Here is a 22,349-nt window from a genome sequence, read left to right on the forward strand (position 1 = left end):
GGTCAGACGCGGACGTTTGCTGTCCTGGCGCACCGCGCTGCCAGATCCGCGACCCGCATCACCAGATCTGCCGGCTCGATCGGCTTGCTCAGGTACAGATCGAAACCGCTCTCCAGCGCCCTGCGGCGGTCTTCCGGTCGCGCGAACGCGGTCAGGGCAATCGCGCATACCTGCTCACCGGGACTCCTGAGTCGGCGAATCTCACGCAGCAACTGATAACCGTCCGTCTGCGGCATGCCGATGTCGGAGATCAGCAACTGCGGCCGATGGGTCTCGAATGCAGCCAGCGCGGTGGCGGCGTCCGGCGCCGCAACGACCTCTGCCCGGGCGTCCTGCAATACGCGGCCGAGCAGATCGAGCACATCGGGCTCATCGTCGACGACCAGCACCTTCAGGCCGGCCAGATCGACGTCGGCACTGTCCACATCGACGTGCGGCCGCCGCTGCGGGCTGCGCGCCGGCACCAGCCGCTCGGCCTGCAACGGCAGCATCACCGTGAAGGTGGCGCCCTGGCCCGGACCGGCGCTTGCGGCCTGCACCGAGCCGCCATGCATCTCGACCAGCCGGCGCACGATCGACAGGCCGAGGCCGAGCCCGCCGAAACGGCGCGTGATCGAGCCATCGGCCTGCCGGAAGCGATCGAAGACATGGGGCAGAAAATCCGCCGCGATGCCGACCCCGCGGTCGCTGACCGAGATCTGCGCGCTGCCCTCCCGCGTCGTCATGCCGACCTTCACCACACCGCCTTCGGTGCTGAACTTGACGGCATTGGCCAGCAGATTCCACATCACCTGCTGCAGCCGGCCGCTGTCGCCCTCGACGGTGAAAGCAACGTCTTCGAACTCGGTTTCGATCCGCACGCCGGCGGCCGTGGCCATCGGCTGCACCGCATCGACGGCAGCCTGCACGAAGCTCAGCGGAGCCACCGGCTGCTTGTCCAGCCGCAGCTTGCCGGACAGGATGCGGCTCATGTCGAGCAGATCCTCGATCAGCTGGGTCTGCACCCGCGTGCTGCGTTCGATCACCTCGACGCCCTTCAGCAAGGTCGTGTCGCCGCCATCGTATTTGCGGCGAAGGATATGGACCCAGCCCAGAATGGCGCTGAGCGGCGTGCGCAATTCATGCGACAGCGTGGCCAGGAATTCATCCTTCAGCGTGCTCGCCCGCTCGGCCTCGGTGCGCGCAGCGCGCTCGCTTTCCAGCAGCTGCTTGCGCTCGGCGGCCGAGCGCTGGGCCTGCGCATACAACTGTGCGTTGTCGATCGCCACTGCGGCCTGTGCGGCGATGCCGGTGGCCAGCCGCTCGGCGCGCTCGGTGAATACGCCCGGCTCGCGATGCCCGAACACGAGGCCGCCGATCACCTCACCGGTGCGCGACACCACCGATACCGCGAGGTAGCTGCGCAGCTGCAGCTCGTCGGTGGCCAGGCCATCGCGCAGCAAACCGCTGCCGGCGGACGAATGCTGCACCAGGTCCGCGATGCGCACCGGCGCAGCACCGTCGAAGCGGTGCTCGCGGACAGGCGTCGGGCGCGCGTCCATCCAGCGTTCGAAGGCTTCACGCGGCACGCCGCACAGCGCATGCAGCACGAATGCGCCCCCGTGGTCGTCGTCGCGCCGGGAGAAGAAGGCACCGAAGCGGGCCCCGGTCAGCTGGGTCGCCGCGTCGGTCACGCTCTGGATCAGCTTGTCGAGATCGAGCTCCGCGGCGAGCCTGGCGCCGGTCCGGTTCAGCAGGTCGAGCATCTCGGCCTCGACCCGGGCCCGCTCCTGCTCGCGCTTGCGTTCGGTGATGTCGACCGAAGAGCCGATCAGGCCGACCACCCGACCCTCGGCATCCCGCAGCGGTGCCTTGGTCGACAACCAATAGGCTGGCGCGCCGCCGGGCCGACGAACCTCTTCCTCGATCTGCTCGGTCTGGCCGGACGCCATGATGCGCCGGTCATTTGCCATCACCGCTGCGCCCTCGGCCGGGTCGGACAGGAATTCGGCATCGGTCTTGCCGAGAAATTCCTCCGGCGGCTTGCCGATCAATTCCGCGGTGCCGCGGTTGGCCACCAGCATCCGGCCCTCGGCATCCTTTGCATAAACCACCCCGGGCACCGCCTCGATGAAGGTGCGCAGCAGCGCCGTGGCGTGATCGCGTTCAGCCTCGACGCGGCGGCGCTCCTCGATGTCGAGCAGCACGCCTGGAAAACGCAGCGGCTCGCCCTGCGCGCTCAACTCGACATGGCCGTTCGCCTCGATCCAGCGGTAACCGCCCTCCTGCGGCCGGACCCGGTATTCACAACGATACTGGCCGCCTTGCGCGAGTGCCTCGCCGATCGCGGCGCCGACGCGCGGACGATCGTCGGGGTGGATCGATTCCATCACCCACTCGAGCGGCAGACCCGACTGGCACAACGCGCTGTCGAGGCCGAACGAGCGGGCAAAACGGGCGTCGGCAACGAATCGATTGCCCGGCACATCCCAGACCCAGGTGCCGACGATCGCACCGGCATCGAGTGCGAGTTGCAGCCTTTCGGCCGAGGCGGCCGCCAATTCGGCGATGCGCCGCCGCTCGCTGACGTCGCGGAAAAACACTGCCAGTCCGTCGCCGGTCGGATAGGCCCTTACCTCCAGCCAGGCATCCTTGCCGTTCGGCCACCGGTAGGGGAATTCCAGCACGCCGGCCTCCTGGTCTCGCAACACCCGGCGATACATCGCCCCGACCGGCGAGGATTCCAACCCGGGGTGCAGGTCCCACAGGCAGCGGCCGAGCATCTCGTCGAGGCCGCGGCCGTCCTGGCGCGCTGCTTCGCTGTTGACATCGACGATGCGGAAGTCGCGGTCGAACAGCGCGAAGCCTTCGTCCATGTTGCTCAGCACACCGCGCAAGCGGGACTCGCTGTCGCGCAGACGGCGCTCGGCCAGCACCTGGGCGGTGATTTCGGTGCAGGCGCAGAACAGGCCGTTGACCGTGCCCGAATCGTCGCGCACCGGCGAGTAGAAAAACGAGAAGTGGGTTTCCTCGGGAACACCATGCCGCCGCACGATCAGCTCGATATCGTCCATCTGCACCGGCTCGCCGCGGTAGGCCTGATCGACGATCGGCACGAGGTCGGCGCGGATCTCGTCCCAGACGGCAAGGAAGTCGCGCCCCATCGCGGCCGGATGCTTGCTGCCGAGGATGATCGAGTAGGCGTCGTTGTAGATCAACGTGCGCTGCGGGCCCCAGGCAAGAAACATCGGCTGGTTGGACACCAGCATCATCTCGACCAGCGTGCAGACCGCCGCGGGCCAGCTTTCCGGAGGGCCCAGCGGCGTGCGCGACCAGTCGAGCGCGCGCAGCAGGCCGGCGACCGCCCCAGCGGCAGCCAAAAATGGCGGTAAACGGCGGACGACGGAAGTCATTCGTGGCCCAGTCGAGTGCTGAACGCAAAAAGGCTGCCAGTGTCGCCGACAAATTTCAGTGCGCGTGTCGGACAAGATGCCGGAATTCGGTCCGGGCGCCCCGATGCGCCGTCGGCCCGATCACCCCCGCTCCGGCTCCTGCTTCTGCAACGGGCCGACGTTGAAATTCGGATTCAGCACCCGGACCTCGCGCTGCGGGAACGGGATCTCGAACCCGTGTTCGCGCAGCGCATTGAAGATCATCAGCAACAGGTCGCCGCCGACACGGTTCTTGCCGTCGTCGATGCCCTCCATCCAGAACTCGACGAACATGTTGACGCCGGAATCGCCGAAGCTGGCAATTTCACAATCGGGGCGGTATTCGATCGGCAGATCGTCGCCGCTCAGCACCTTCGGATGGGAGGCGACGACGCCCTTGATCAGCGCGACCAGCGCATCGATGTCGCTGCTGTACGCGACCGAAAAATCGACGCGGTAGCGCTGGCGCTTGTCCTTGTGGGTCCAGTTGATGAAGGTCTCGACGATGAACTTCTCGTTCGGCACGATCACGTCCTTGCCTTCGAAGGTCTCGAGCGTTGTAGAGCGCAGCGTCAGCTCGCGCACCGTGCCGGCGCGGCCGCCGTCGAACTCGACGTAGTCGCCGACCGTCACCGAACGATCGAACAGGATGATCAGCCCCGAGATGAAGTTCGACGCGATCGCCTGCAGGCCGAAACCGAGGCCGACGCCGAGCGCACCGCCGAATACCGCAAGCGCGGTCAGGTTGATGCCCATCACGTTCAGCAGCAGCAGAACGATGATCACGAAGGTCGCCACTTCGAGCAGCTTGGACGCCACTTCGCGGGTGCTCTGGTGCAGCTCGGTCTGCCGGTTCAGGATCTCGCGTCCGGTACGGTTCGAGATGCGACCAAGCCAGAACAGCAGCGAACCGAATATCGCGACGCGAACGATGCCGTAGGCCGAAATGTTGATGTTGCCGACATTCATCGAGATCGAGTCGAGGATCCGGACCAGGTCGTCGAGCAGGCCGAGCAGATGCAGCAGCAGCAGCGGAATGCCGATCAGCTTGAAGATCTGCCGCACCAGCGCACTGCCGATGAAATCGTTGACCGCCGAGACGAACAGCAGCAGCAAGGCAATCGTCAACGCGGTTCTGAGCAGCCAGTCCTGATCCAGCAGCGTGCTGCTGAGTTCGGCCGAAACGCGCAGCAACAAAATCGCGGTCAGCGGGAAGATCAGGTTGCCGCAGTTGGCGATGAAGCGCAGCACCGGGTGCGACGCATCGGTGATGCGGTCGTCGTCGAGGACTGGCGCGTATTTGCGGATGCGCTTCGCGACGAAGAAGGCGATCGCATAGATCACCACGATGATCGCGGCCTGGGTGTAGGTTTCGGGCTGCGTCAGGGCGGTCTGCGCCGCGTCGACGGACTGCTGCCAGGATCGGTTCAAGTCTTCCAGTTGCATCCACTGTCCCCGTCATCTGCGCGCAGTTCGATCGGCCGGCTGCGGAGCGATCGAAATCCGCACAGCCAACAACTGTCCTGCGATCCACACAAGGTGTCGCTCACGGACCGGAGTATGGCCTCTTCAGCGGGCGAGGCGAGCGCTGACCGGCCAACTGGAAGCAGCAGACGCGCCCGAGCGGCCCGCCTTATCGGACAACGGGCTCAGCCCGCGCCATCGATGGCGATCACCAGTTTGCCGATGAGCATCGCTGCGCTCAACGAGAGGGCCGGCAGTACCCGGTGACGACGATGAAGTTGCTGCACGCCTCGATGGTTGGGCGCGAGAGCGCCTTTCAGCGCGAGGCCGTTGCAATCGATGGCCGGAACGGTTTCGGCGGACCGCTTGCGCCAAGGGTCTTGCCGAAGACCTCGCGGCCGTACATCGAGTCGTCGGTATCGTGGAAGGCCTGGCGCGTGGCCTCGACGCTGCCTTTGTAGCGGGGATCCTGCGGACGCTCATGGCTGTTCATGTAGAGCGCAACGTCCCAGGCCTGCTGGTCGGTCAGTGTGCCGCCCAGGCCGAGCGGCATGTTGGCCCTGATGAAGGCAGCGGCATTGCTGATCCGACCCATGCCGGCGCCCCAGTTGAATGAATCCGGACCCCACAGCGGCGGGAATACCGCGCTGCCATCCGCGCCGCGCTGGCCCGCGCCATCCGCGCCGTGGCACACCGCGCAGTTTTCTGCGTAGACCTGTTTGCCGCGGCCATGGTCCGGAGCTTGTGCCGGTGCAGCAAGTTTGGGATAACCCCGGCCCGGCAGGTTGGGATCAAGCGTGGCGCCCGACGCCAGCCAGTAGGCATAACTCTCCAGAGCCGCCAGCTCCGGCGCGCCGAGCGGCGGCGCCTTGCCGTTCATGCTGTATTCGAAGCAACCTTGCAGGCGTTGCTGGAAACTGGACACGCTTCGCGTCTTGCTGCGGTACGCCGGGTAGCTGACATAGGCCGCCCACATCGGTGAAGAGTCCGCCAGCCGACCGGCATCGAGATGGCAGCTGACACAACGCAGGCTGTTGCCGACATAGCCCGCTGCGGCACGCGGCGTATCGACGAAGATCTCGCGGCCGCGGCGGATCACCTCACCGAAGTCGTCGTTCGGGATCTCGCTTTCCGGCGGCGGTTGAAACGCCGCACGGGCGCCTGCCAATCGCGCCGGCGCAGCGAGATCGGCCCGCGGCGGGTCGCCGACCAGGTCGCCAGCGTCCTGAGGCGCCGATGCGGCAGCCGCAGGTGCAGACTGTTTGACTTCAGCCACCCTGCGATCGGAGTAGGCCCGCATGCTCCAGTAATCGAACACCCTCGCCGACCAGAGCCCGAGCATGACGAGCGCCAGCATGACAGCGGCGCCGACGGCCCATTTCCGACGCGTGATCGTCATCGATTTGTCCTCGCGGGCAATGTGGCGTAGTACTCGGCCACCGCAGTGACTTCGGCCGCCGACAATTTTTTCGCGACCACGGCCATCAGCGACAACGGGCCGGCCGGTCGCGCGCCGGACTTGAATGCAGCCAGCTGCGCGGCGAGGTATGCCGAACTCTGCCCGACCAGCGCCGGAAACTCGGCGCCGACACCGGTGCCGCCGGGCCCATGGCATTGCTCGCAGGCCGGCAACTGGTCAGACCACCTGCCACGGGTCGCGAGCGTGGCGCCGAGGTTCGACGGCAAGGCATCGCTTGCAGCGGCAGTGCGAGCCGCGCCGGATCCGGGCGGTGCCGGGCGGGCGGGCGCCGCCGCCGAGGGCGCAGCCGGATAGGGCATTGCGGCGTAATACGCTGCGACTGCCGCCTGATCGGCCTTCGTCAGCGCCTTCGCGATCGGCAACATCACCGGGCTGACCCGCGAACCGTCCGCGAAGGCCGCGAGTTGTCGCTGCAGGTAGACCGCGCCCAGTCCGGCGAGTCGGGGGAAGCCGGCCTGTGCGACACCTTCACCCGCCACACCGTGGCAACCCTGGCAAGCCACCGCCGCTGCGGCGCCCTTCCGGGCGATCGCCGCGCCATCTGCGGCAGCCACCGCCATCACCGACATGCCCAGCAAGGCGACCACGGCGCGTTGCAGGCTCATCACGACGCTTGTCATATCGCAACCACCGTTCCGCGCCGCCGGCCGCTCACCGCATCGGTCTGCGCAAACCATTGCTGCAACGATTCGATCGCATCGACTTCCAGCTTCTGGCGCTGGCTGCCATATTTGGCAGGGACGCCTTGTTCGCCGAGCATCGCCGCACGGTATCTGCGGCCGGGCTGCACCGGCGCACCATCGACCAGCAGATCCTCGATGCGGTGGCCTTTCGGGTTTTCCATCTTGAAGTACATGTTGAGCCCGCGGCAACGCTTGACGAAACCACCCATCTGGCAATACGGATCCGGCGAGTAGGTGCGCTCGAGGTTGGCTTCCAGCATCGCCCGCAGTTCCTCGCCGGTCAGTTCGACGGTCGAGATCGGCGGATGCGTCGGCACGATGTTCCACAACTGCTCCATCGTCACGTCGCCGGGGAGAATCGGCGCGCCATAGCGCCAGCCGTTCGAAAAAGCCAGCCGGGTACCGGCCGCTGCCGCAATCGCGTCGAGCAGCACGTTGTCCATCGACGCCTCGAGCGATGTCGCGCGGTCGAGCGGGCTGCTGACCCGCCCGACCACCTGATCGAGAAATGCGCGGTGCGGCGCAAGCGTCTCCGCGACCCGCGTCGCCATCTCGGGATCGGCCTCGACCGCTTCGTCGACACGGATCAGTTCGTGCCGCACGTCGACGATCTTGCGATCGGCCACCGTCAGGTCAAGGCGTCCGACAAACGAACCGTGGCAGCCCGACTGGATGATCGGCGTGCTGCCGATCCACACCGGCTGGTACAGGCGGTTGTGGGTGTGGCCGCTGATCAGCGCATCGATGCCCGGCACCTCGCCGGCGAGCTTGGCGTCCTGCGCAAATCCGAGGTGCGACAGCACGACCACCAGGTCGACCTTGTCGACGCTGCGCAAGCGGTCGATGTGCCCGGGCAACTCGGTATTGCCGAGCGTGAAGCGCACGCCTTCGGAAAAACTCGGCGGCATGCTCTTGTCGACGATGTTCGATGCGATGCCGATGATGCCGATCCGCAGCCCGGCACGTTCGACCACCCGGCTCGGCGCAAAAACCAGCTCGCCCGAGGCCTTGTCGTAGATGTTGATCGCCAGCGTCGGATAGTCGAGTGCCGCAGCGAGCCGGCGCACGTGCGCCGGTCCGTAGGCGAATTCCCAGTGCAGCGTCATCGCATCGAATTCGAGTGCATTCATCAGCGGCAGCATCGCTTCGCCCTTCGACTGCACCGCGACATAGGTGCCGTGAAAGGTGTCGCCGTTGTCCAGCGCCAGCACTGCTCCAGGGCGTTCGGCACGAACGCGTTTGAAGATGCTGGCAATCCGCGCGAGCCCGCCACAGGTCCGGTAATCGAAACTTCCACTGCCGCGGAACACTTCGGGATGCGGCTCGAGGTAGCCGTGCAGGTCATTGACCTGCAGGATGGTCAGGCGGCGATCGTTCATCTTCGGTCTGGTACGCTGAGTCGAGCAGCCGCCAGCGTGCTGCCCGTCGATACACAAGAAAAGCAGCCGGAATCCAACCGCTGTGTAGGAACGCACCACGAGATGCTGCCGGTGGATCGAGGCACCGAGCACCTGCGTGCACGGTGACGGCGCGATCAGCAACTGATCGGCGAGCGCATCACGGTGGCAGGTCGCGCCGGCGTGCGTCGCCGCCGCGCGGCGCCGATCGCGCTGCGGCAGCCGGACGCCGAGAGCGTTTTCGAGCTCCCGCAGTGATTACGACAAGCGATGGGCCGAGATGATCAGTGCGAAACCAACCTCGCGACAACGCCCGGACGGCACCGGGCCGGAAGCGACTGGCGGCTTGCTTCGCACAAGGCCTTCGCCGGCGATTGCCTCTAGATCAGGCCGCTGTTGCGGATACCGTCGAAGATGAATTGAACGGCCAGCGCGCACAGAATGACGCCCATCACGCGCATGATCACATGCATGCCGGTGACGCCGAGCAGCGCATTGATGCGCCCGGCCAGCAGCAGCGAGACGAAGGTCAGCAGCAGAATCGCCAGCAGCGATGCCAACACGATCGCCTGACCGACGAAGTTGCCCTGCTGGTTCGCCATCAGCAGGATGGCCGCGCCCATTGCACCAGGCCCGGCGATCAGCGGTGTGGCCAGCGGGAACACCGCGATGTCGGCCTTGCCGGCCGCTTCGCGCTCCTCCTCCGCAGTCGTCGAGTTGGCGCCGGACGATCGCGCGAAAACCAGCTCGATCCCCATCAGCAGCAGCAGAATGCCGCCGGCGGTGCGCAGTGCCGGCAGCGTGATGCCCAGCGTTTTCAGCAGCGGCTCACCGACCAGCGCGAACGCGACGAGGATGGCGGCGCTGATCAGCGTGCCGCGAATCGCCAGTGAACGCCGCTGTTGCGGCGTCTGGTTCGCAGTCAGTCCCGCAAACACGGCGGCCACATCGAGCGGCCCGATGGTGGCGAAAAACGTGGCCAGGGCCAGACCGGCAGTTTCGAGCATCAGTCACCTACCTCCCACAGCGCCGGCTGCGCAGCGCCTCGTCATCCACGGGCAAGCAGGTACCACCATAGCAGCAGCACCGGCATGACGATCTCGATTCCGACGTTGATCCACCGCTTCAGCACCGAACCGTCCAGATGAGTGCCTTCAAACCATCGTTGGGGATGGCGGTCCGATCCATCGGGCCACTTGGCTTCAATTGATGTCTATTTCGGCGACATCGGGATGAGCGCCACGCGCTCGTTCGCACCGGCCGGCAACTGCCGCAGGGAGCGATCGGCGTCCTTGGCGGCGGCATCGGACCGAATTGAGTGGCAGCTCTCAGGCGCTATCGCGGTCGGCGTTTGTCGGCCATAACCGGACGCTGGTGATCCGCTCTGATGTTCCCGAATTGGCCCACCTTGGATGACTGCTTTATGGCGGCCAACTTCAAGTCTGCTTTGGCTCGTCCCGGCCAGGAGCGGCCGTTGATTTTGCGCGGGGCTGACTTTTGTAGGAGGGACTTCAGCCCCGATTCGGGGTGGTGGCACAGGCCGACACCGAGCGGGAGCGGCGGGCGACACCAGCGGTGGCGGAATGCCTCGCGCGACCGAGAGCAAAGGCGCGGTCGGGCGGCCGCTTGCGCTTAGATGCTTGCCCTCGCGCCGGGCGCTCGGGTTCCCTGCGATGCTCGGTCTTGTGGCCCGTCGCGGAAACTCGCTGCACTCGCTTCGCTCGTTGCGCTCAGACAGTCCGCGACAAGTCAGTTGTTGATGCTCGCTGCGCTCGCGGGCCACAAGCCCTGCGCTTCTCGGCTGCGCATATGCGCGCCAGCAGCCACCCGCCCACGCCTTTGCGGCAGCACCGAGGACTTCGACGAAGTTCACCAGCGTCACTGCGCGGCAGGCGGTGCCCGGGCGGGGCGATTTATGCGGCGGCGAGAAGCGGAGGTTCAGGGTCGGCGAGCGCAGCGAGCATCAACAAACATACTCGCGGCGGTTGTCCGAGCGCAGTGAGCGCAGCGAACGTAGCGAGTTCCGCCGCGCGACCCTGGACCGAGCATCGCAGCGCAGTCCGAGCGCCAGCGAGGACCGCCGCATCATGAGCCACGACCGGGTGCCGCCTGCCGCGCCGCTCGGTCTGCGGGTGAGAGCCGCCGAACACCACCATCCCGAATCGGGGCTGAAGCCCCTCCCACAAAAGTCAGCGCAGCCTGCGAGCTGGACGGCCGCTCCGGGTCGAGACCGCCAGTTCGGCGCATCAAATTGCGGAGCTAGGACAACCTCGATGCCCGTGGCCCCTGGCATCGACCATTTGAATCCGCCTCCCATGCCTCGGCGCGTGAATGGCATCATCGGCGAGCGCGTGCCGATGTGATCGTCCACTGCTTCGGCAAGCTAGAGTATGGGAGGCCCTCTGCCAGCCCACTGGCGGCCCATCGATTCCGCCCCTCCCCATGCACGCCACTGAAATTACCGCCTTGCTGGTGTTTTGCACCGCCATGAGCTTCTCGCCGGGGCCCAATACGATGTTGTCGACGGCGATGGCCGCCAATCACGGATTGCGCCGTACGCTGCGCTTCTGTCTGGCGGTGCCTACCGGCTGGACGCTGCTGATGCTGACGTGCGGGTTCGGCGTCGGTGCCATCGTGCTCGGAGTGCCGGCCCTGCGCTGGGCCGTCAAGCTGGTTGGCGTCGCCTACATGGTGTGGCTGGCCTGGCGCCTCAGTCAGGCCACGCGCCTGGCCACGGTCGACAATCAGAAACTGGAGATCAGCTTCTGGGGCGGCGTCAGCCTGCAGTTCGTGAACATCAAGGCCTGGATGCTGGCGCTGACGCTGACCGCCGGTTGGGTCGTCAATGCCGCCGGTGCACCCGCCCCCAACCCGGGCCAGCGCCTGGCCATCATTTGCGGCGTGATGGTGTTCTTCGCATTCGCCAGCAACTTCACCTATGCCGTGATGGGCTCGGTGCTGCGCCGCTGGCTGTCGCAAGGCCAGCGCCTGTTGTGGTTCAACCGTGCCATGGCGCTGATCCTTCTTGCCACCGCCGCCTGGATGGTGACGGTATGAAGGACAACACACGCGGGCTGCGGCTTGGCCTGCGCGTGGTGGAAACAGCCTTCCTACTCCACCGTCACGCTTTTCGCGAGGTTGCGTGGCTTGTCCACATCGGTGCCGCGTGCGACGGCCGTGTGATAAGCCAGCAGCTGCAGCGGCACGACGTGCAGGATTGGTGACAGCGAGCCGTAGTGCTCGGGCATGCGGATCACGTGCATGCCTTCGGTGCTGACGATGCGGGTGTCGCCGTCGGCGAAGACGAACAGTTCGCCGCCGCGGGCGCGCACTTCCTGCAGGTTGCTTTTCAGCTTCTCGAGCAGTTCGTCGTTCGGCGCGACGGTGACGACCGGCATCTCCGCGGTGACGAGCGCGAGCGGGCCGTGTTTCAGTTCGCCGGCCGGATAGGCCTCGGCGTGGATGTAGCTGATCTCCTTCAGCTTCAGCGCGCCTTCGAGCGCGATCGGGTAGTGCAGTCCGCGGCCGAGGAACAGCGCATTTTCCTTGCGCGCGAAGACGTCGGCCCAGGCCATCACCTGCGGCTCCAGCGCCAGCACCGCCTGCACCGCGACCGGCAGATGCCGCAGCGCCTTCAAATGCTCGGCCTCGCGCTCCTCGCTCAGGTGGCCGCGCGTCTGCGCCAGCGCCAGCGTCAGCAGAAACAGGCCGACCAGCTGGGTCGTGAAGGCTTTTGTCGATGCGACGCCGATCTCGGTGCCGGCGCGGGTGATGTAGGCGAGCTTGCACTCGCGCACCATCGCGCTCGTTTCGACGTTGCAGATCGTCATCGTGTGCGCCATGCCGAGCTTGCGCGCATGTTTCAGCGCCGCCAGCGTATCGGCGGTTTCGCCGCTTTGGCTGATCGTGACGACCAGCGTGCGCGGGTTCGGCACGCTCGAGCGGTAGCGGTATTCGCTGGCAATCTCGACGGTGGTCGGGATCTTCGCGATGCTTTCCAGCCAGTAACGCGCGACCGAACCGCTGTAGAAGCTGGTGCCGCAGGCGAGGATCAGCACCTGGTCGACTTCCTTGAAGATGCCGTAGGCGCCGTCGCCGAACAGTTCCGGCGAGATGCCCGGCACCGCATCGAGCGTGTCGGCGATCGCCTTCGGCTGCTCGAAGATCTCTTTCTGCATGTAGTGGCGGTACGGGCCGAGTTCGGCGGCACCGCTGTGCGCGACGACGGTGCGCACGTCGCGCTGCACCGGCCGGAAGCGGCCCGACTGCGTGCCTTCGACGATGTCGACGTGGCACGAGCTGATCCAGACCTTGCCGAGTTGCAGGTCGACGACGTCGCCATCCTCGAGGTAGCAGATCTGGTTCGTGACGCCGGCCAGCGCCATTGCATCAGACGCCAGGAAATGTTCGCCACCCGCTTCGCCGGTCGACGGGTCGGTGCCGACGCCAAGCACCAGCGGCGAACCCTCGCGCGCGCCGACGACGCGGAACGGCTCGTCGCGGCAGAACACCGCGATTGCGAAGGCACCCTTCAGCCGCTGCACCGCGGACTGCACCGCCTCGAGCAGGTCGCCCTCGTAGAACGAATCGACAAGGTGGGCGATCACCTCGGTATCGGTCTGGCTGGTGAAGTTGTAGTTCTTCTCGACCAGTTCGCTGCGCAACTCATCGTGGTTCTCGATGATGCCGTTGTGCACCAGCGCAATCCGCTTGCCGGAGAAGTGCGGATGGGCGTTGTGGACGAGCGGCGCGCCGTGGGTCGCCCAGCGGGTGTGGGCGATGCCGGTGCTGCCGGCAACGTTTTCGCTCGCGACATTGGCCTCGAGCTCGGCCACCCGCGACGTGCTGCGCGCGCGCCGCAGTTCGCCGGCCTGGTGGACGGCGACGCCACACGAGTCATAACCCCGGTATTCGAGCCGCTTCAGGCCCTCGATCAGGATCGGAACGATGTTGCGCGAACTGACGGCTGCGACGATGCCACACATGGGGATAGACCTGTTGGAAATTGTGTTGTGGCTAATGGTAGAGGGATGTCAACGAACGATGCGTTCGTTTTTCTGCGACATATGGTCTATTATTTCACTCATCACAGATGGTGGATTTTTATTCCAAAAATGCCAGCATGATGAACGAAGTAGTCACCCCTTCTTTCCCAATTGACACAACCGATCGCCGCATCCTTGCCCAGCTCCAGCAGGATGCATCACTGACCAACCACGCGCTCGCGGACCTCGTCGGCACCTCGCCGGCGACCTGCCTGCGCCGCGTCAAGCGGCTGGAGGATGCGGGGGTGATCGTGCGCCGGGTTGCGCTGCTCGACCACATGAAGATCGGCGCCGGGCTCAGCGTCTTTGCTGAAATCACGCTGGATCACCAGGGCGCCGAGCACCTGGCGGCGTTCGAGCAGCGCGCAGTGGCCGAGCCGGCGGTCCAGCAATGCCACCGTGTCAGCCCGGGGCCGGATTTCATGCTGCAGCTGCAGGTGCCCGACATGGCGGCCTGGCATGCGCTGGTGCAGCGGCTGTTCACGCAGGATGCCAATGTGCGCAACGTGAAAAGCTTTTTCAGCGTCCACCGGGCCAAGTTCGAAACCCGGATCAGCCTGCCGGCGGCAGACTGAACTGCCACTGTCGCCCGACGTCAGTTGCCGGGCCGCGAGCGGCGCCAGATCAGCAGCACAAAGCCGCCCGCGGCCACCAGCAAGCCGCCGGCCATGCCGGGGTGCACGGCATCGCGCAGCAGCTGAGCGGTATCGTGCAGCAGCCAGTCGCGAAACCAGCCCATCGCGGCGTCGCTGCCGGCCAGTGACTCGAACGGGATGCCGCCACGCAGCAGCGGCAGCGCCGCCACCTTGGCCTGCGCCCACCAGAAGCCGAGCACCTGCCAGACCAGCGTATGCCCGGTCAGCTGCTGCAGCAGCAGGCCGAGAATCACCAGCCCGGCGACCAGCGCCGGCACGCCCCAGCCTTTCAGCCAGGCCGATGCTGCCATCGCCAGCATGATCAATGGCGACAACCACAACACCGCGAACAGCAAACCGAGCAGCTGGCGCAACACGCCGGCCGCGCTGAAGATGACCCATTCGGTGGCCGTGAATTCGCCGAGCGCCTGCACGCCGAGCACATTGACGACCAGCAGCGGCGCGATCAGCTGCGCCGCCAGCACGCTGATCGCCAGCACCAGCAGCGGCATCAGCAGCAGGTGCATCAGCAGGGTTGCCGAGACGCTTTGCCAATGGCTGGTCGGCAGCGACAACCAGAATTCGATGCTGCGGTCCTGCTGATCGCGGCGCGCCATGCCCGGCGCCTGGATCAGCATCGCAGCCAGCGCCAGCGCGAGCAGCGCCATCAGGTAGATCGTGATGGCAATCGCTGCCAGCATCGGCGCGCCGACAAATCCTTCGATGCGAATCTGGCCGAACGGCACCGCGAGCAACGCGAGCACTGCGGGTATCACCGCCAGCAGCAGCCAGCCACGACGGTGCTGCATCCATTCGCGGTGCAGCAGGGTGGGAAAACGGTTCATCTCGATCTCCATGGCGGCGGTTCAGCCTTGCGACGGGTTCAGTTCGGGCCGGCGCGTCAATGCGACAAACAGGTCGACCAGGCTCGGCCGCAGCCGCTGGCCGAGCGCGGCGATGTCCGGCGGCGGCGCGCCGTCGAACAGCGCAGCCGACTGGCCATGCTGGCGGTAACGCAGCAGCGGGTGTGCGGCGGCGATGGCATCGGCCACCTGCGGCTCATGGCCGAGCGCGACAAAACGTTGTTCGATGTCGGCCAGGCTGATGTCGAGCACCAGCTTGCCGTCGTTGAGCATCAGCACATCGCTGAGCAGCGATTCGACCTCCTCGACCTGGTGGGTCGAGATCAGCACGGTGCGCTCGCCATCGCACCATTCGTCGATCAGCAGCTCGTAGAAGGCCTTGCGCGACAACACATCGAGGCCGAGCGTCGGCTCGTCGAGCACCATCAGCCGCGCGTCGATCGCCGCGGTCAGCGCCAGGTGCAGTTGCACGACCATGCCACGCGACAGGCTGCCAACCTTGTCGCGCGCGCCGATGCTGGTGCGTTGCAGCAGCGCGCGTGCCCGCTCGGCGGAAAAGCGTGGATGCAGGCCGGCGCACAGCGTGATCAGCTGGTCGACACGCGCCCAGCGCGGCAGCACCGCGACGTCGGGGATATAACAAAGCGATTCGAGCAACCGCACCCGGTCGCGCTGCGGCGCGAGGCCGAGCACCGTCAGCTCGCCCTGGTGCGATGCCAGGCCGACGATCGCCTTCAGCAGCGAGGTCTTGCCGGCGCCGTTGTGGCCGAGCAGGCCGACGACGCGGCCCTTGCCAATATTGAACGCAAGTTGGTCGAGCGCCACTTTCGCGCCATAACGCAGCGTCAGGTCCCGCGCGCTGATCAGCACATCGTCCGGTGATTTTGGTTCAGACAAGGTGGGTCACTCCCATTCAAGTTCGTCACGGCTGATGCCGAGGCGGCGCAGCCGTTGCCGCAGTTGCGGCCATTCGTCGTTCAGGAATCGCTCGCGCTCGGCGGCGAGCAATGCTGCCCGCGCGCCCGGGCGCACATACAGGCCGATGCCGCGGCGATTTTCCAGCAAGCCATCCTCGTTCAGCGCCTGCAGCGCCCTGCCGACGGTGATCGGGTTCAGCAGGTATTGCGCGGCCAATGTCCTGACCGACGGCATCGCCTCGCCCTCCGGCGGATCGCCGTCGAGCAGCGCGCCGGCCAGGCGATTTGCGAGCTGCCGGTAAAGCGGCAGCCTGTCGTCCCATTGCTGCATCGTCCAAGGGGGTGTGTTGCTGAGGTAGCACACTGTAGTGGTGCGCCTGCGCAACCGGCGCGTTTTTGCGACGGAATGCCGATCCGCGCGACAGGCCGCAGCCCGGCCGGAAGCGAAGCGCTGCCCGCTTACTGCACCGTCCAGTTGAAACCAGCCAGTTCCTGCAGAAACAGCGATGCCGCCGCGGTGCGCGGCCGGCCGCGCACCTCGACCGCATGCACGTCGCGGGCGACCGACGGCTCGGTCAGCATCCGCGACTGCGTGCCGGCCATCGTCACCGAATATTCGGGCAGGAAGGCGAAGCCGAGCCCGGCGGCGACCATCGTCTGCACCCAGTCCTCTCGTTCGCTGCGGTAGCGCGCATACAGCCTGATCGAGCGCTCGCCGACGACCTGCATCACCATCTCGCGCATCTCGCAGGCCAGCCGGTCGACATAGTCCTCGCCATCGAGGTCGGCCAGCCGCACCGTCTCGAGCTGCGCAAAGCGGTGGCCCGGCGGAAAAATCACCAGATAGGGTTCGCGGTACAGCAGCTGCTGGCGAAAGCGGTCGTCGATGCGGCCGGTCAGGTTGGCGATCGCGACGTCGATCGCGGCCTGTTCGAGCTGCTCGGTCAGCTGCCCGACCGAACCTTCGGAAACCGCCAGCTCGATACCCGGATGTTCATCGCGGAAGACGCGCAGGAAGCGGCCGATCCGCAGCGGCCCGATCGTCGGCAGGATGCCGATGCGCAACGGCGCCTGCGCCAGCAGCTTGTAGTTGCGCGCCACCGTCAGCACCGCATCCTGTTCGCCGGCGAGGCGCTGCAGATACGGCAGCAGCATCTGGCCGAGTTCCGACAGGACGAGGCGACGGCCTTCGCGGTGCAGCAGTTCGCCGCCGACCTCGGCCTCGAGCGCCTTGATCGCCTTCGTCAGCGCCGGCTGCGAGACGCCGCATTCGTCGGCGGCGCGCGAGAAGCTGTTGTGCCGGCAAACGGCCAGGAAATAGCTGATCCTGCGCAAGTCCATCGTCGCCCTCACGTCTGCACATTGCCGAATCAGTGTATGGGTTATCCATCGATAACCCAACCGGTCTTCCCCCGCCGACGCGTCCGGCCTAGGCTTGATCTACCCACCAACCAAGGAGGATCCGAGATGAGCATCTACATGGTCGAACGCTCGCTGAAAGGCATTCCGATGAGCGACCTGGCTGCCGCGCAGCAGGCAGCGATCGCCACCACCCGGCAGATGACCGCCGACGGCACGCCGGTGCGATATGTCCGCTCGACATTCGTGCCGGACAGCGGCTGCTGCATGTGCTTGTTCGAGGCCGGCGATGCAGCGGCGGTCGAGAAGGCAAACCGCAGCGCGAACATTCCGTTCGACCGCATCGTCGAGGCCTACGACCTGACGCCCCAGTGACGCCCCGGCCTGGCGCCGCGCGCCAGGCCATCGTCACCCTGACTGGAGCCTCCCGCCCGGAGGGAGGCTGGAGGGTGCCGTGGAACAAGCTGGAGCCCCTCCCGGAGGGGGCTGGGGGAGCCGTGCAAACGACCGAAGGTTGAAAGGCGCAGCCTTTCAACCCTTGCGGCGCGCCCGCGGATGGGCAGCGTCATAGACCTTGCTGAGGTGGCCGAAATCGAGCTTGGTATAGACCTGCGTCGTCGTGATGTTGGCGTGGCCGAGCAGCTCCTGCACCGCGCGCAGGTCGCCGCTCGACTGCAGCAGGTGCGTTGCGAATGAATGGCGCAGCATGTGCGGATGGACATGCGCCGGGATGCCGGCCTCGATCGCCTGCTGCTTCAGCCGATGCCGCAGCTGCGTATCGGTCAGCCGGCTGCCGCGCTGGCTGACGAACAGCGCCGGCTCGTCGGCATCGGCGAGTTGCTCGCGCACCGCGAGCCAAGCGCGCAACGCGCGCAGCGCATGTTCGCCAACCGGCACGCTGCGCCGCTTGCTGCCCTTGCCGACGACAAAGACGAGGCCGTCGGCCGCATCGATCCAGCCGCCGCCGTCTCGCCCGGCGCGCAGGTCGAGGCCGATCAGTTCGGCAACACGCAAGCCGCAGCCGTACAGCAGCTCGACGATCGCGCGGTCGCGGATGCCGAAGACCGGGTCCGATCGCTCCGGCACGCTGCCGCGGTGGTCGGCAAGCGCGACCGCCTGGTCGACCGCAAGCGCCTTCGGCAGAGGTTTGCCTGCCTTCGGCGCACGCACGCCGTCGACCGGGTTGGCGTCGATTGCGCCTTGGCGGCCGAGCCAGCGGTAATAACCCCGCCAGGCCGACAATGCGATCGCGATGCTGCGCGGCGCCAGCCCGAGCCGGTGCAGTTGCGCCGCCCAGCTGCGCACATGGTGGACCCTGACTTCGCGCAGCGCGACGCCGGCGGCGCCGGCAAAACGCTGCAGCCGGACGAAGGCCTCGCCGTACATCGCCAGCGTACGTTCGGCAAGCCGGCGCTCGACGCGCAGGTAGTTCAGGTGTTGTTGCAGCTCTTCGGCCAGCAATTCGCCGGCCAGCGGAAGCTCCGGAGCGCCATGTGACGATGCGGCAATGCCGCTCCGGGGCTGGCTCATTCCGGCGCCGGAAGCAGCCTCGACAACGCGGCGCTGGCGACCTCGCCGATGCGCTGCAGAAAATCGATGCCCATGTCGGCCGCATAGCGCGTCGGGTCCGGCGAACCGAGGACGAGCAGGCCGAAGGTCGCGTTGTCGCCGCTGCCGTGGCGCAGCGGGATCATCGACAACGACATCACGCTGCCCGGATCGCCGAACCAGGTCGCCGCCTCGAAGCCGCCGTTCAGCCCGCAATAGGGCATCGTCAGGCTGGCGGCAAAACTTTTCAGGTCGCTGCTGACCGGAGTCGCAAATTCCTGCTCGGGATGGGCTTCGGCCGCGCCCCAGACCCGGATCGCGCCCTGCGGAATCAGGAACTGCTCCTTCAGCTCGTCGACCAGCACCGCCGGCAGCCGCGCTTCATTCGCGGTCAGGAACAACACCCGCGTCCAGCGATGCAGCTTGTCGGCGATCGCGACATTTTCCTGGCTGTTGCGGATCATCTCGATGATCTTGCCTTCGAGGCCGCGGATCTTTTCGCGCAGCATCTCCATCTGCCGCTCCTGCAGCGACACCGCGCGCGAGCCGTGCGGGCTCGTCAGCTGGATCGTCGCAAGCAGTTCGGCCTGGCGCTCGAAGAAGCCGGGGGTATTGGCCAGGTAGTTGGCGATATCGGCTTCGGTAATGCCTTCGACGCTCACGGTTGTTTCCTTTTGCTGTCTTGCTGGGATGGGAAGTTTTCTGCCGCACGCGGCGCGGCTGCTACAGCTCGATTTCGCCTTCGAAGACGGTGGTTGCCGGCCCGCTCATCAGCACATGCGCCGACGATCCGTCGCCGTTGCGGCCTGGCCAGGCGATGCCGAGTTTGCCGCCGCGGGTCTCGACCTCGACTTCTTCGTCGAGCCAGCCGAGGCGGATGCCGGCGACCACCGCGGCGCAGGCGCCGGTGCCGCAGGCCAGCGTTTCGCCGGCGTCGCGCTCGAAGACGCGCAGCTTGACATGACCTCGGTCGACGATCTGCATGAAGCCGACATTGACTCGCCGCGGAAACCGCTCATGGGCCTCGACCTGCGGGCCGAGCAGTTCGACCGGCGCGCGCTCGACATCGTCGACCCGGCAGACCGCATGCGGATTGCCCATCGACAACACCGCAAACTCGGCACTGACGCCGTCACCGAGCTGCAGCGGCCACAACTCGAAATCGCCGACCGGGCGCGACTGCAGGCCGCTTGCGTCGAACGGCAGGCGGGCATGCTCGAACACCGGCGCATTCATGTCGACGGTGACCCGGCCGTCGGGCTGCAGCCGCAGTTCGAGCCGGTTGTTCAGCGTCTCGACCCGCAGCGTCGTGCGCTCGCTCAGGCCCTTGTCGTGCACATAACGTACAAAACAGCGTGCGCCGTTGCCGCAATGCTCGACTTCGTCACCACTGGCGGCATTGAAGATGCGGTAGCGGAAATCGACGCCCGGCGTCTGGCTGGCCTCGACGACGAGAATCTGGTCGGCGCCGATGCCGAAGCGCCGGTCGCCGAGCCGGCGCAGCTGTTCGGCCGTCAGGCCGAGCGGCGCGCGGGTCGCGTCGAGCACGACAAAATCGTTGCCGGCGCCGTGCATCTTCGTGAAGCGCAGTTTCATGGCTTCGATTATCCGCCGGGTGTTCGCCGCTGCGCGGTTCAGATTGAATCGGCTGAAGCCCCTCCCACAGAGGTTGCGCCTTGTAGGAGGGGCTTCAGCCCCGATTCCCGGCGTGCGGCGTTACCTCAATACAGCGACGCCTCCCCCTCCGGCCGCGTCTTGAACCGTTTGTGCACCCACAGGTACTGCGCCGGGTTGCGGCGGATCTCGGTCTCGATCCAGGCATTCATCGCCCGCGCGTCGGCCAGCGGAGCGTCGGTCGGCCAGTCCGGCCACGGCTCGAGAAAGCGCACCAGATAACCGTCGCCGCCGGGCAGCAGTTCGCCGACCACCGGCTGCACGACCATGTTCAACGAGCGCGCCATCTTCGACGGCGCCAGCAGCGTCGCGGCATCGACGCCGAAAAACGGCACGAAAGCCGCATCGCGCGCGCCGAAATCCATGTCCGGCAGGTTGAAGAAGGCATAACCGCGCTTGATCGCCCGCACCAGCGGCAGCGCCCGGTCGCTGCGCGGAAAGATCTCGCCGCCGTCGAAACGCAGCCGGCCGGCGCGCATCGCGGCGTCGAATACCGGATCGCTCTGCTGCTGGTAGATCGAACCGACCTTGCGCTTCTGGAAGATCTGGGTGGCCACGCCGGCGACGTCGAGGGCGAGAAAGTGCGGCACCAGCCACATCACCGGCCGCTCGCTGCGCTCAGCGAGGCCGACATCCCCTTCGACCCGGATCAGCGAGCGCAGCCGCTCGACCGGCGCATACCAGAGCAGGCCGCGCTCGAGCAGGCTGCGGCCGAGCCAGCAGAAATGTTCACGCGCCAGCGCCTCGCGCTCGGCTGGCGCCATCTCGGGCAGGCACAGCTCGAGGTTGCGCAATGCGACGCGCCGGCGCGAACGGCCGAACCACCAGAACATCCGGCCGAGGCCGCGGCCGAGCGCCGCCTGGACGCGCAGCGGCAACCTGGCGATCAGCCAGATCAAGCGCAGCAGCAGGCGTGACGCCAAGAGGTGTCCTCGTTCAGTTTGCAGACGTGCTGCCGGACGCAGCCAGTGTGCGCGGCGCCTTGTAGCGGTGGTAACCCCAGAGATACTGGCCGGGGCAGCGCAGGATCAGCTGCTGCATCGCCCGGTTGACCACTGCAGCCGATTCTGCCTGAGCATCGGCATCGGCCGGCAAGGCCTCGGGCAGCGGCTCGTAATGGACGACATAACCGGCGCCGTCGGGCAGCCGCTCACCCCAGGTCAGCAGCACCACGGCGCCGCTCTGCTGTGCCAGCCGCGCCGCCAGCGTCATCGTGTAGGCGTCGCGGCCGAAAAACGGTGCCCATACACCCATGCCTTCCGGCGGCACCTGGTCCGGCAGCAGCCCGACGCAGTCGCCGCGCTTCAGCGCCCGCATCATCTGCCGCACACCGCTCAGTTCGGCCGGTACCGCGGTCATGCCCGGCCGGTCGCGCGAGCCGGCCATCACGTCGCGCAGCCAGGCTTGCCGGGCCGGCCGGTACATCACGGTGATCGGGTGCTCGGCGCCGTGGTTGATCGCATAGACCTGGGCGGTGATCTCGAAGCAGCCGAGGTGCGGCGTCAGCAGCAGCAGGCCCTTGCCGTTGTCGAGCGCGGCGCGCACCAGTTCATCACCGACACAGCGCCACGGCACGCTCGCCGCGCCGCCCAGCCACAGCCGCGGCAGTTCGGCCACCATCCGGCCGGCAGAGGCCACCGCCGAGCGCGCCGCGGCCTTGCCGATGCCGACCTGCTCGACATGGGCGGCGAAGCGGCGCCGGTAGGTTGGCGACAAGCCGTAGGCCAGCCAGCCCAACGCCGTGCCCAGCGCGTGCAACCAGCGCAACGGCCAGCGCGACATCCAGCGGAAAAGTTTCAACATGCTTCGTATAATGCGGGCATCGCCGAGTTATTGAACTACTTGCGGGGCGATGCGGAAGCCGGTTGACCGGC

19 protein-coding genes are annotated in these 22,349 nt (G+C 66.7%); 3 read left to right on the forward strand and 16 right to left on the reverse strand.

What is annotated here, in order from left to right; translation table 11 throughout:
• Nucleotides 1-2: 2 nt before the first annotated feature.
• The 6 genes from ACNH6H_RS09400 to ACNH6H_RS09425 all read right to left on the reverse strand — a co-directional run bounded on the left by ACNH6H_RS09400 (nucleotide 3) and on the right by ACNH6H_RS09425 (nucleotide 9,441).
• Nucleotides 3-3,392 (reverse strand): PAS domain-containing protein, encoded by a 3,390-nt coding sequence (locus tag ACNH6H_RS09400; RefSeq protein ID WP_418317238.1) that lies wholly within the window; start codon nucleotides 3,390-3,392, stop codon nucleotides 3-5.
• A gap of 120 nt (nucleotides 3,393-3,512) precedes the next feature.
• Nucleotides 3,513-4,841, reverse strand: coding sequence for a mechanosensitive ion channel family protein (locus ACNH6H_RS09405; protein WP_418317239.1), 1,329 nt, complete (start codon nucleotides 4,839-4,841; stop codon nucleotides 3,513-3,515).
• Nucleotides 4,842-5,190: 349 nt separating this feature from the next.
• Nucleotides 5,191-6,174: a c-type cytochrome gene (locus tag ACNH6H_RS09410; RefSeq protein ID WP_418321274.1), complete on the reverse strand. Its 984-nt coding sequence runs from the start codon at nucleotides 6,172-6,174 to the stop codon at nucleotides 5,191-5,193.
• 95 nt (nucleotides 6,175-6,269) lie between these two features.
• Nucleotides 6,270-6,959, reverse strand: coding sequence for a c-type cytochrome (locus ACNH6H_RS09415; RefSeq protein ID WP_418317240.1), 690 nt, complete (start codon nucleotides 6,957-6,959; stop codon nucleotides 6,270-6,272).
• Nucleotides 6,960-6,970: 11 nt separating this feature from the next.
• Complete coding sequence (locus ACNH6H_RS09420; protein ID WP_418317241.1) at nucleotides 6,971-8,416, reverse strand: bifunctional metallophosphatase/5'-nucleotidase; 1,446 nt, start codon at nucleotides 8,414-8,416, stop codon at nucleotides 6,971-6,973.
• A 398-nt stretch (nucleotides 8,417-8,814) separates the two neighbouring features.
• A complete protein-coding gene (locus ACNH6H_RS09425; protein ID WP_418317242.1) occupies nucleotides 8,815-9,441 on the reverse strand; it encodes a MarC family protein in 627 nt (208 codons plus the stop codon).
• 1,435 nt (nucleotides 9,442-10,876) lie between these two features.
• Between ACNH6H_RS09425 and ACNH6H_RS09430 the strand changes: the two genes are divergently transcribed.
• Nucleotides 10,877-11,491, forward strand: coding sequence for a LysE family translocator (locus ACNH6H_RS09430; protein ID WP_418317243.1), 615 nt, complete (start codon nucleotides 10,877-10,879; stop codon nucleotides 11,489-11,491).
• 53 nt (nucleotides 11,492-11,544) lie between these two features.
• Here the strand turns inward: ACNH6H_RS09430 and glmS are convergent, their stop codons facing one another.
• Complete coding sequence (gene glmS / locus ACNH6H_RS09435; protein WP_418317244.1) at nucleotides 11,545-13,419, reverse strand: glutamine--fructose-6-phosphate transaminase (isomerizing); 1,875 nt, start codon at nucleotides 13,417-13,419, stop codon at nucleotides 11,545-11,547.
• A 140-nt stretch (nucleotides 13,420-13,559) separates the two neighbouring features.
• On the opposite strand from glmS, the gene ACNH6H_RS09440 reads away from it, so the two are divergent.
• Complete coding sequence (locus ACNH6H_RS09440; protein ID WP_418317245.1) at nucleotides 13,560-14,054, forward strand: Lrp/AsnC family transcriptional regulator; 495 nt, start codon at nucleotides 13,560-13,562, stop codon at nucleotides 14,052-14,054.
• A 20-nt stretch (nucleotides 14,055-14,074) separates the two neighbouring features.
• On the opposite strand, the gene ACNH6H_RS09445 is transcribed toward ACNH6H_RS09440, so the two are convergent.
• The 4 genes from ACNH6H_RS09445 to ACNH6H_RS09460 form a co-directional block, all read right to left on the reverse strand.
• Complete coding sequence (locus ACNH6H_RS09445; protein ID WP_418317246.1) at nucleotides 14,075-14,959, reverse strand: hypothetical protein; 885 nt, start codon at nucleotides 14,957-14,959, stop codon at nucleotides 14,075-14,077.
• Nucleotides 14,960-14,980: 21 nt separating this feature from the next.
• Complete coding sequence (locus ACNH6H_RS09450; RefSeq protein WP_418317247.1) at nucleotides 14,981-15,874, reverse strand: ABC transporter ATP-binding protein; 894 nt, start codon at nucleotides 15,872-15,874, stop codon at nucleotides 14,981-14,983.
• Nucleotides 15,875-15,880: 6 nt separating this feature from the next.
• Nucleotides 15,881-16,225, reverse strand: a complete 345-nt coding sequence (locus tag ACNH6H_RS09455) for a GntR family transcriptional regulator (RefSeq protein ID WP_418317248.1) — start codon at nucleotides 16,223-16,225, stop codon at nucleotides 15,881-15,883.
• Nucleotides 16,226-16,353: 128 nt separating this feature from the next.
• Nucleotides 16,354-17,235 carry a LysR family transcriptional regulator gene (locus tag ACNH6H_RS09460; RefSeq protein ID WP_418317249.1) on the reverse strand — a complete coding sequence of 294 codons (882 nt, stop codon included), beginning with the start codon at nucleotides 17,233-17,235 and terminating at the stop codon, nucleotides 16,354-16,356.
• 126 nt (nucleotides 17,236-17,361) lie between these two features.
• Here ACNH6H_RS09460 and ACNH6H_RS09465 point away from each other — a divergent pair, with 126 nt between their 5' ends.
• Nucleotides 17,362-17,628, forward strand: a complete 267-nt coding sequence (locus tag ACNH6H_RS09465) for a DUF4242 domain-containing protein (protein ID WP_418317250.1) — start codon at nucleotides 17,362-17,364, stop codon at nucleotides 17,626-17,628.
• Between the two features lie 156 nt (nucleotides 17,629-17,784).
• Here the strand turns inward: ACNH6H_RS09465 and ACNH6H_RS09470 are convergent, their stop codons facing one another.
• The 5 genes from ACNH6H_RS09470 to ACNH6H_RS09490 form a co-directional block, all read right to left on the reverse strand.
• Nucleotides 17,785-18,783, reverse strand: coding sequence for a tyrosine recombinase XerC (locus ACNH6H_RS09470; RefSeq protein WP_418317251.1), 999 nt, complete (start codon nucleotides 18,781-18,783; stop codon nucleotides 17,785-17,787).
• Nucleotides 18,780-19,463 carry a DUF484 family protein gene (locus tag ACNH6H_RS09475; RefSeq protein ID WP_418317252.1) on the reverse strand — a complete coding sequence of 228 codons (684 nt, stop codon included), beginning with the start codon at nucleotides 19,461-19,463 and terminating at the stop codon, nucleotides 18,780-18,782. Before ACNH6H_RS09475 ends, ACNH6H_RS09470 begins: the two co-directional genes overlap by 4 nt.
• A 61-nt stretch (nucleotides 19,464-19,524) precedes the next feature.
• The gene (gene dapF, locus ACNH6H_RS09480) at nucleotides 19,525-20,397 is read right to left on the reverse strand and encodes a diaminopimelate epimerase (RefSeq protein WP_418317253.1); all 873 of its coding nucleotides are present in this window, start codon (nucleotides 20,395-20,397) and stop codon (nucleotides 19,525-19,527) included.
• 125 nt (nucleotides 20,398-20,522) lie between these two features.
• Nucleotides 20,523-21,398, reverse strand: coding sequence for a lipid A biosynthesis acyltransferase (locus tag ACNH6H_RS09485; protein WP_418317254.1), 876 nt, complete (start codon nucleotides 21,396-21,398; stop codon nucleotides 20,523-20,525).
• Nucleotides 21,399-21,411: 13 nt separating this feature from the next.
• On the reverse strand, nucleotides 21,412-22,278 hold the full coding sequence (locus tag ACNH6H_RS09490) for a lysophospholipid acyltransferase family protein (protein WP_418317255.1): 867 nt from the start codon (nucleotides 22,276-22,278) through the stop codon (nucleotides 21,412-21,414).
• Nucleotides 22,279-22,349: the final 71 nt, after the last annotated feature.

The sequence above is a fragment of the Pseudideonella sakaiensis genome (assembly GCF_048320135.1).
Taxonomy (GTDB): domain Bacteria; phylum Pseudomonadota; class Gammaproteobacteria; order Burkholderiales; family Burkholderiaceae_C; genus Ideonella_A; species Ideonella_A sakaiensis_A.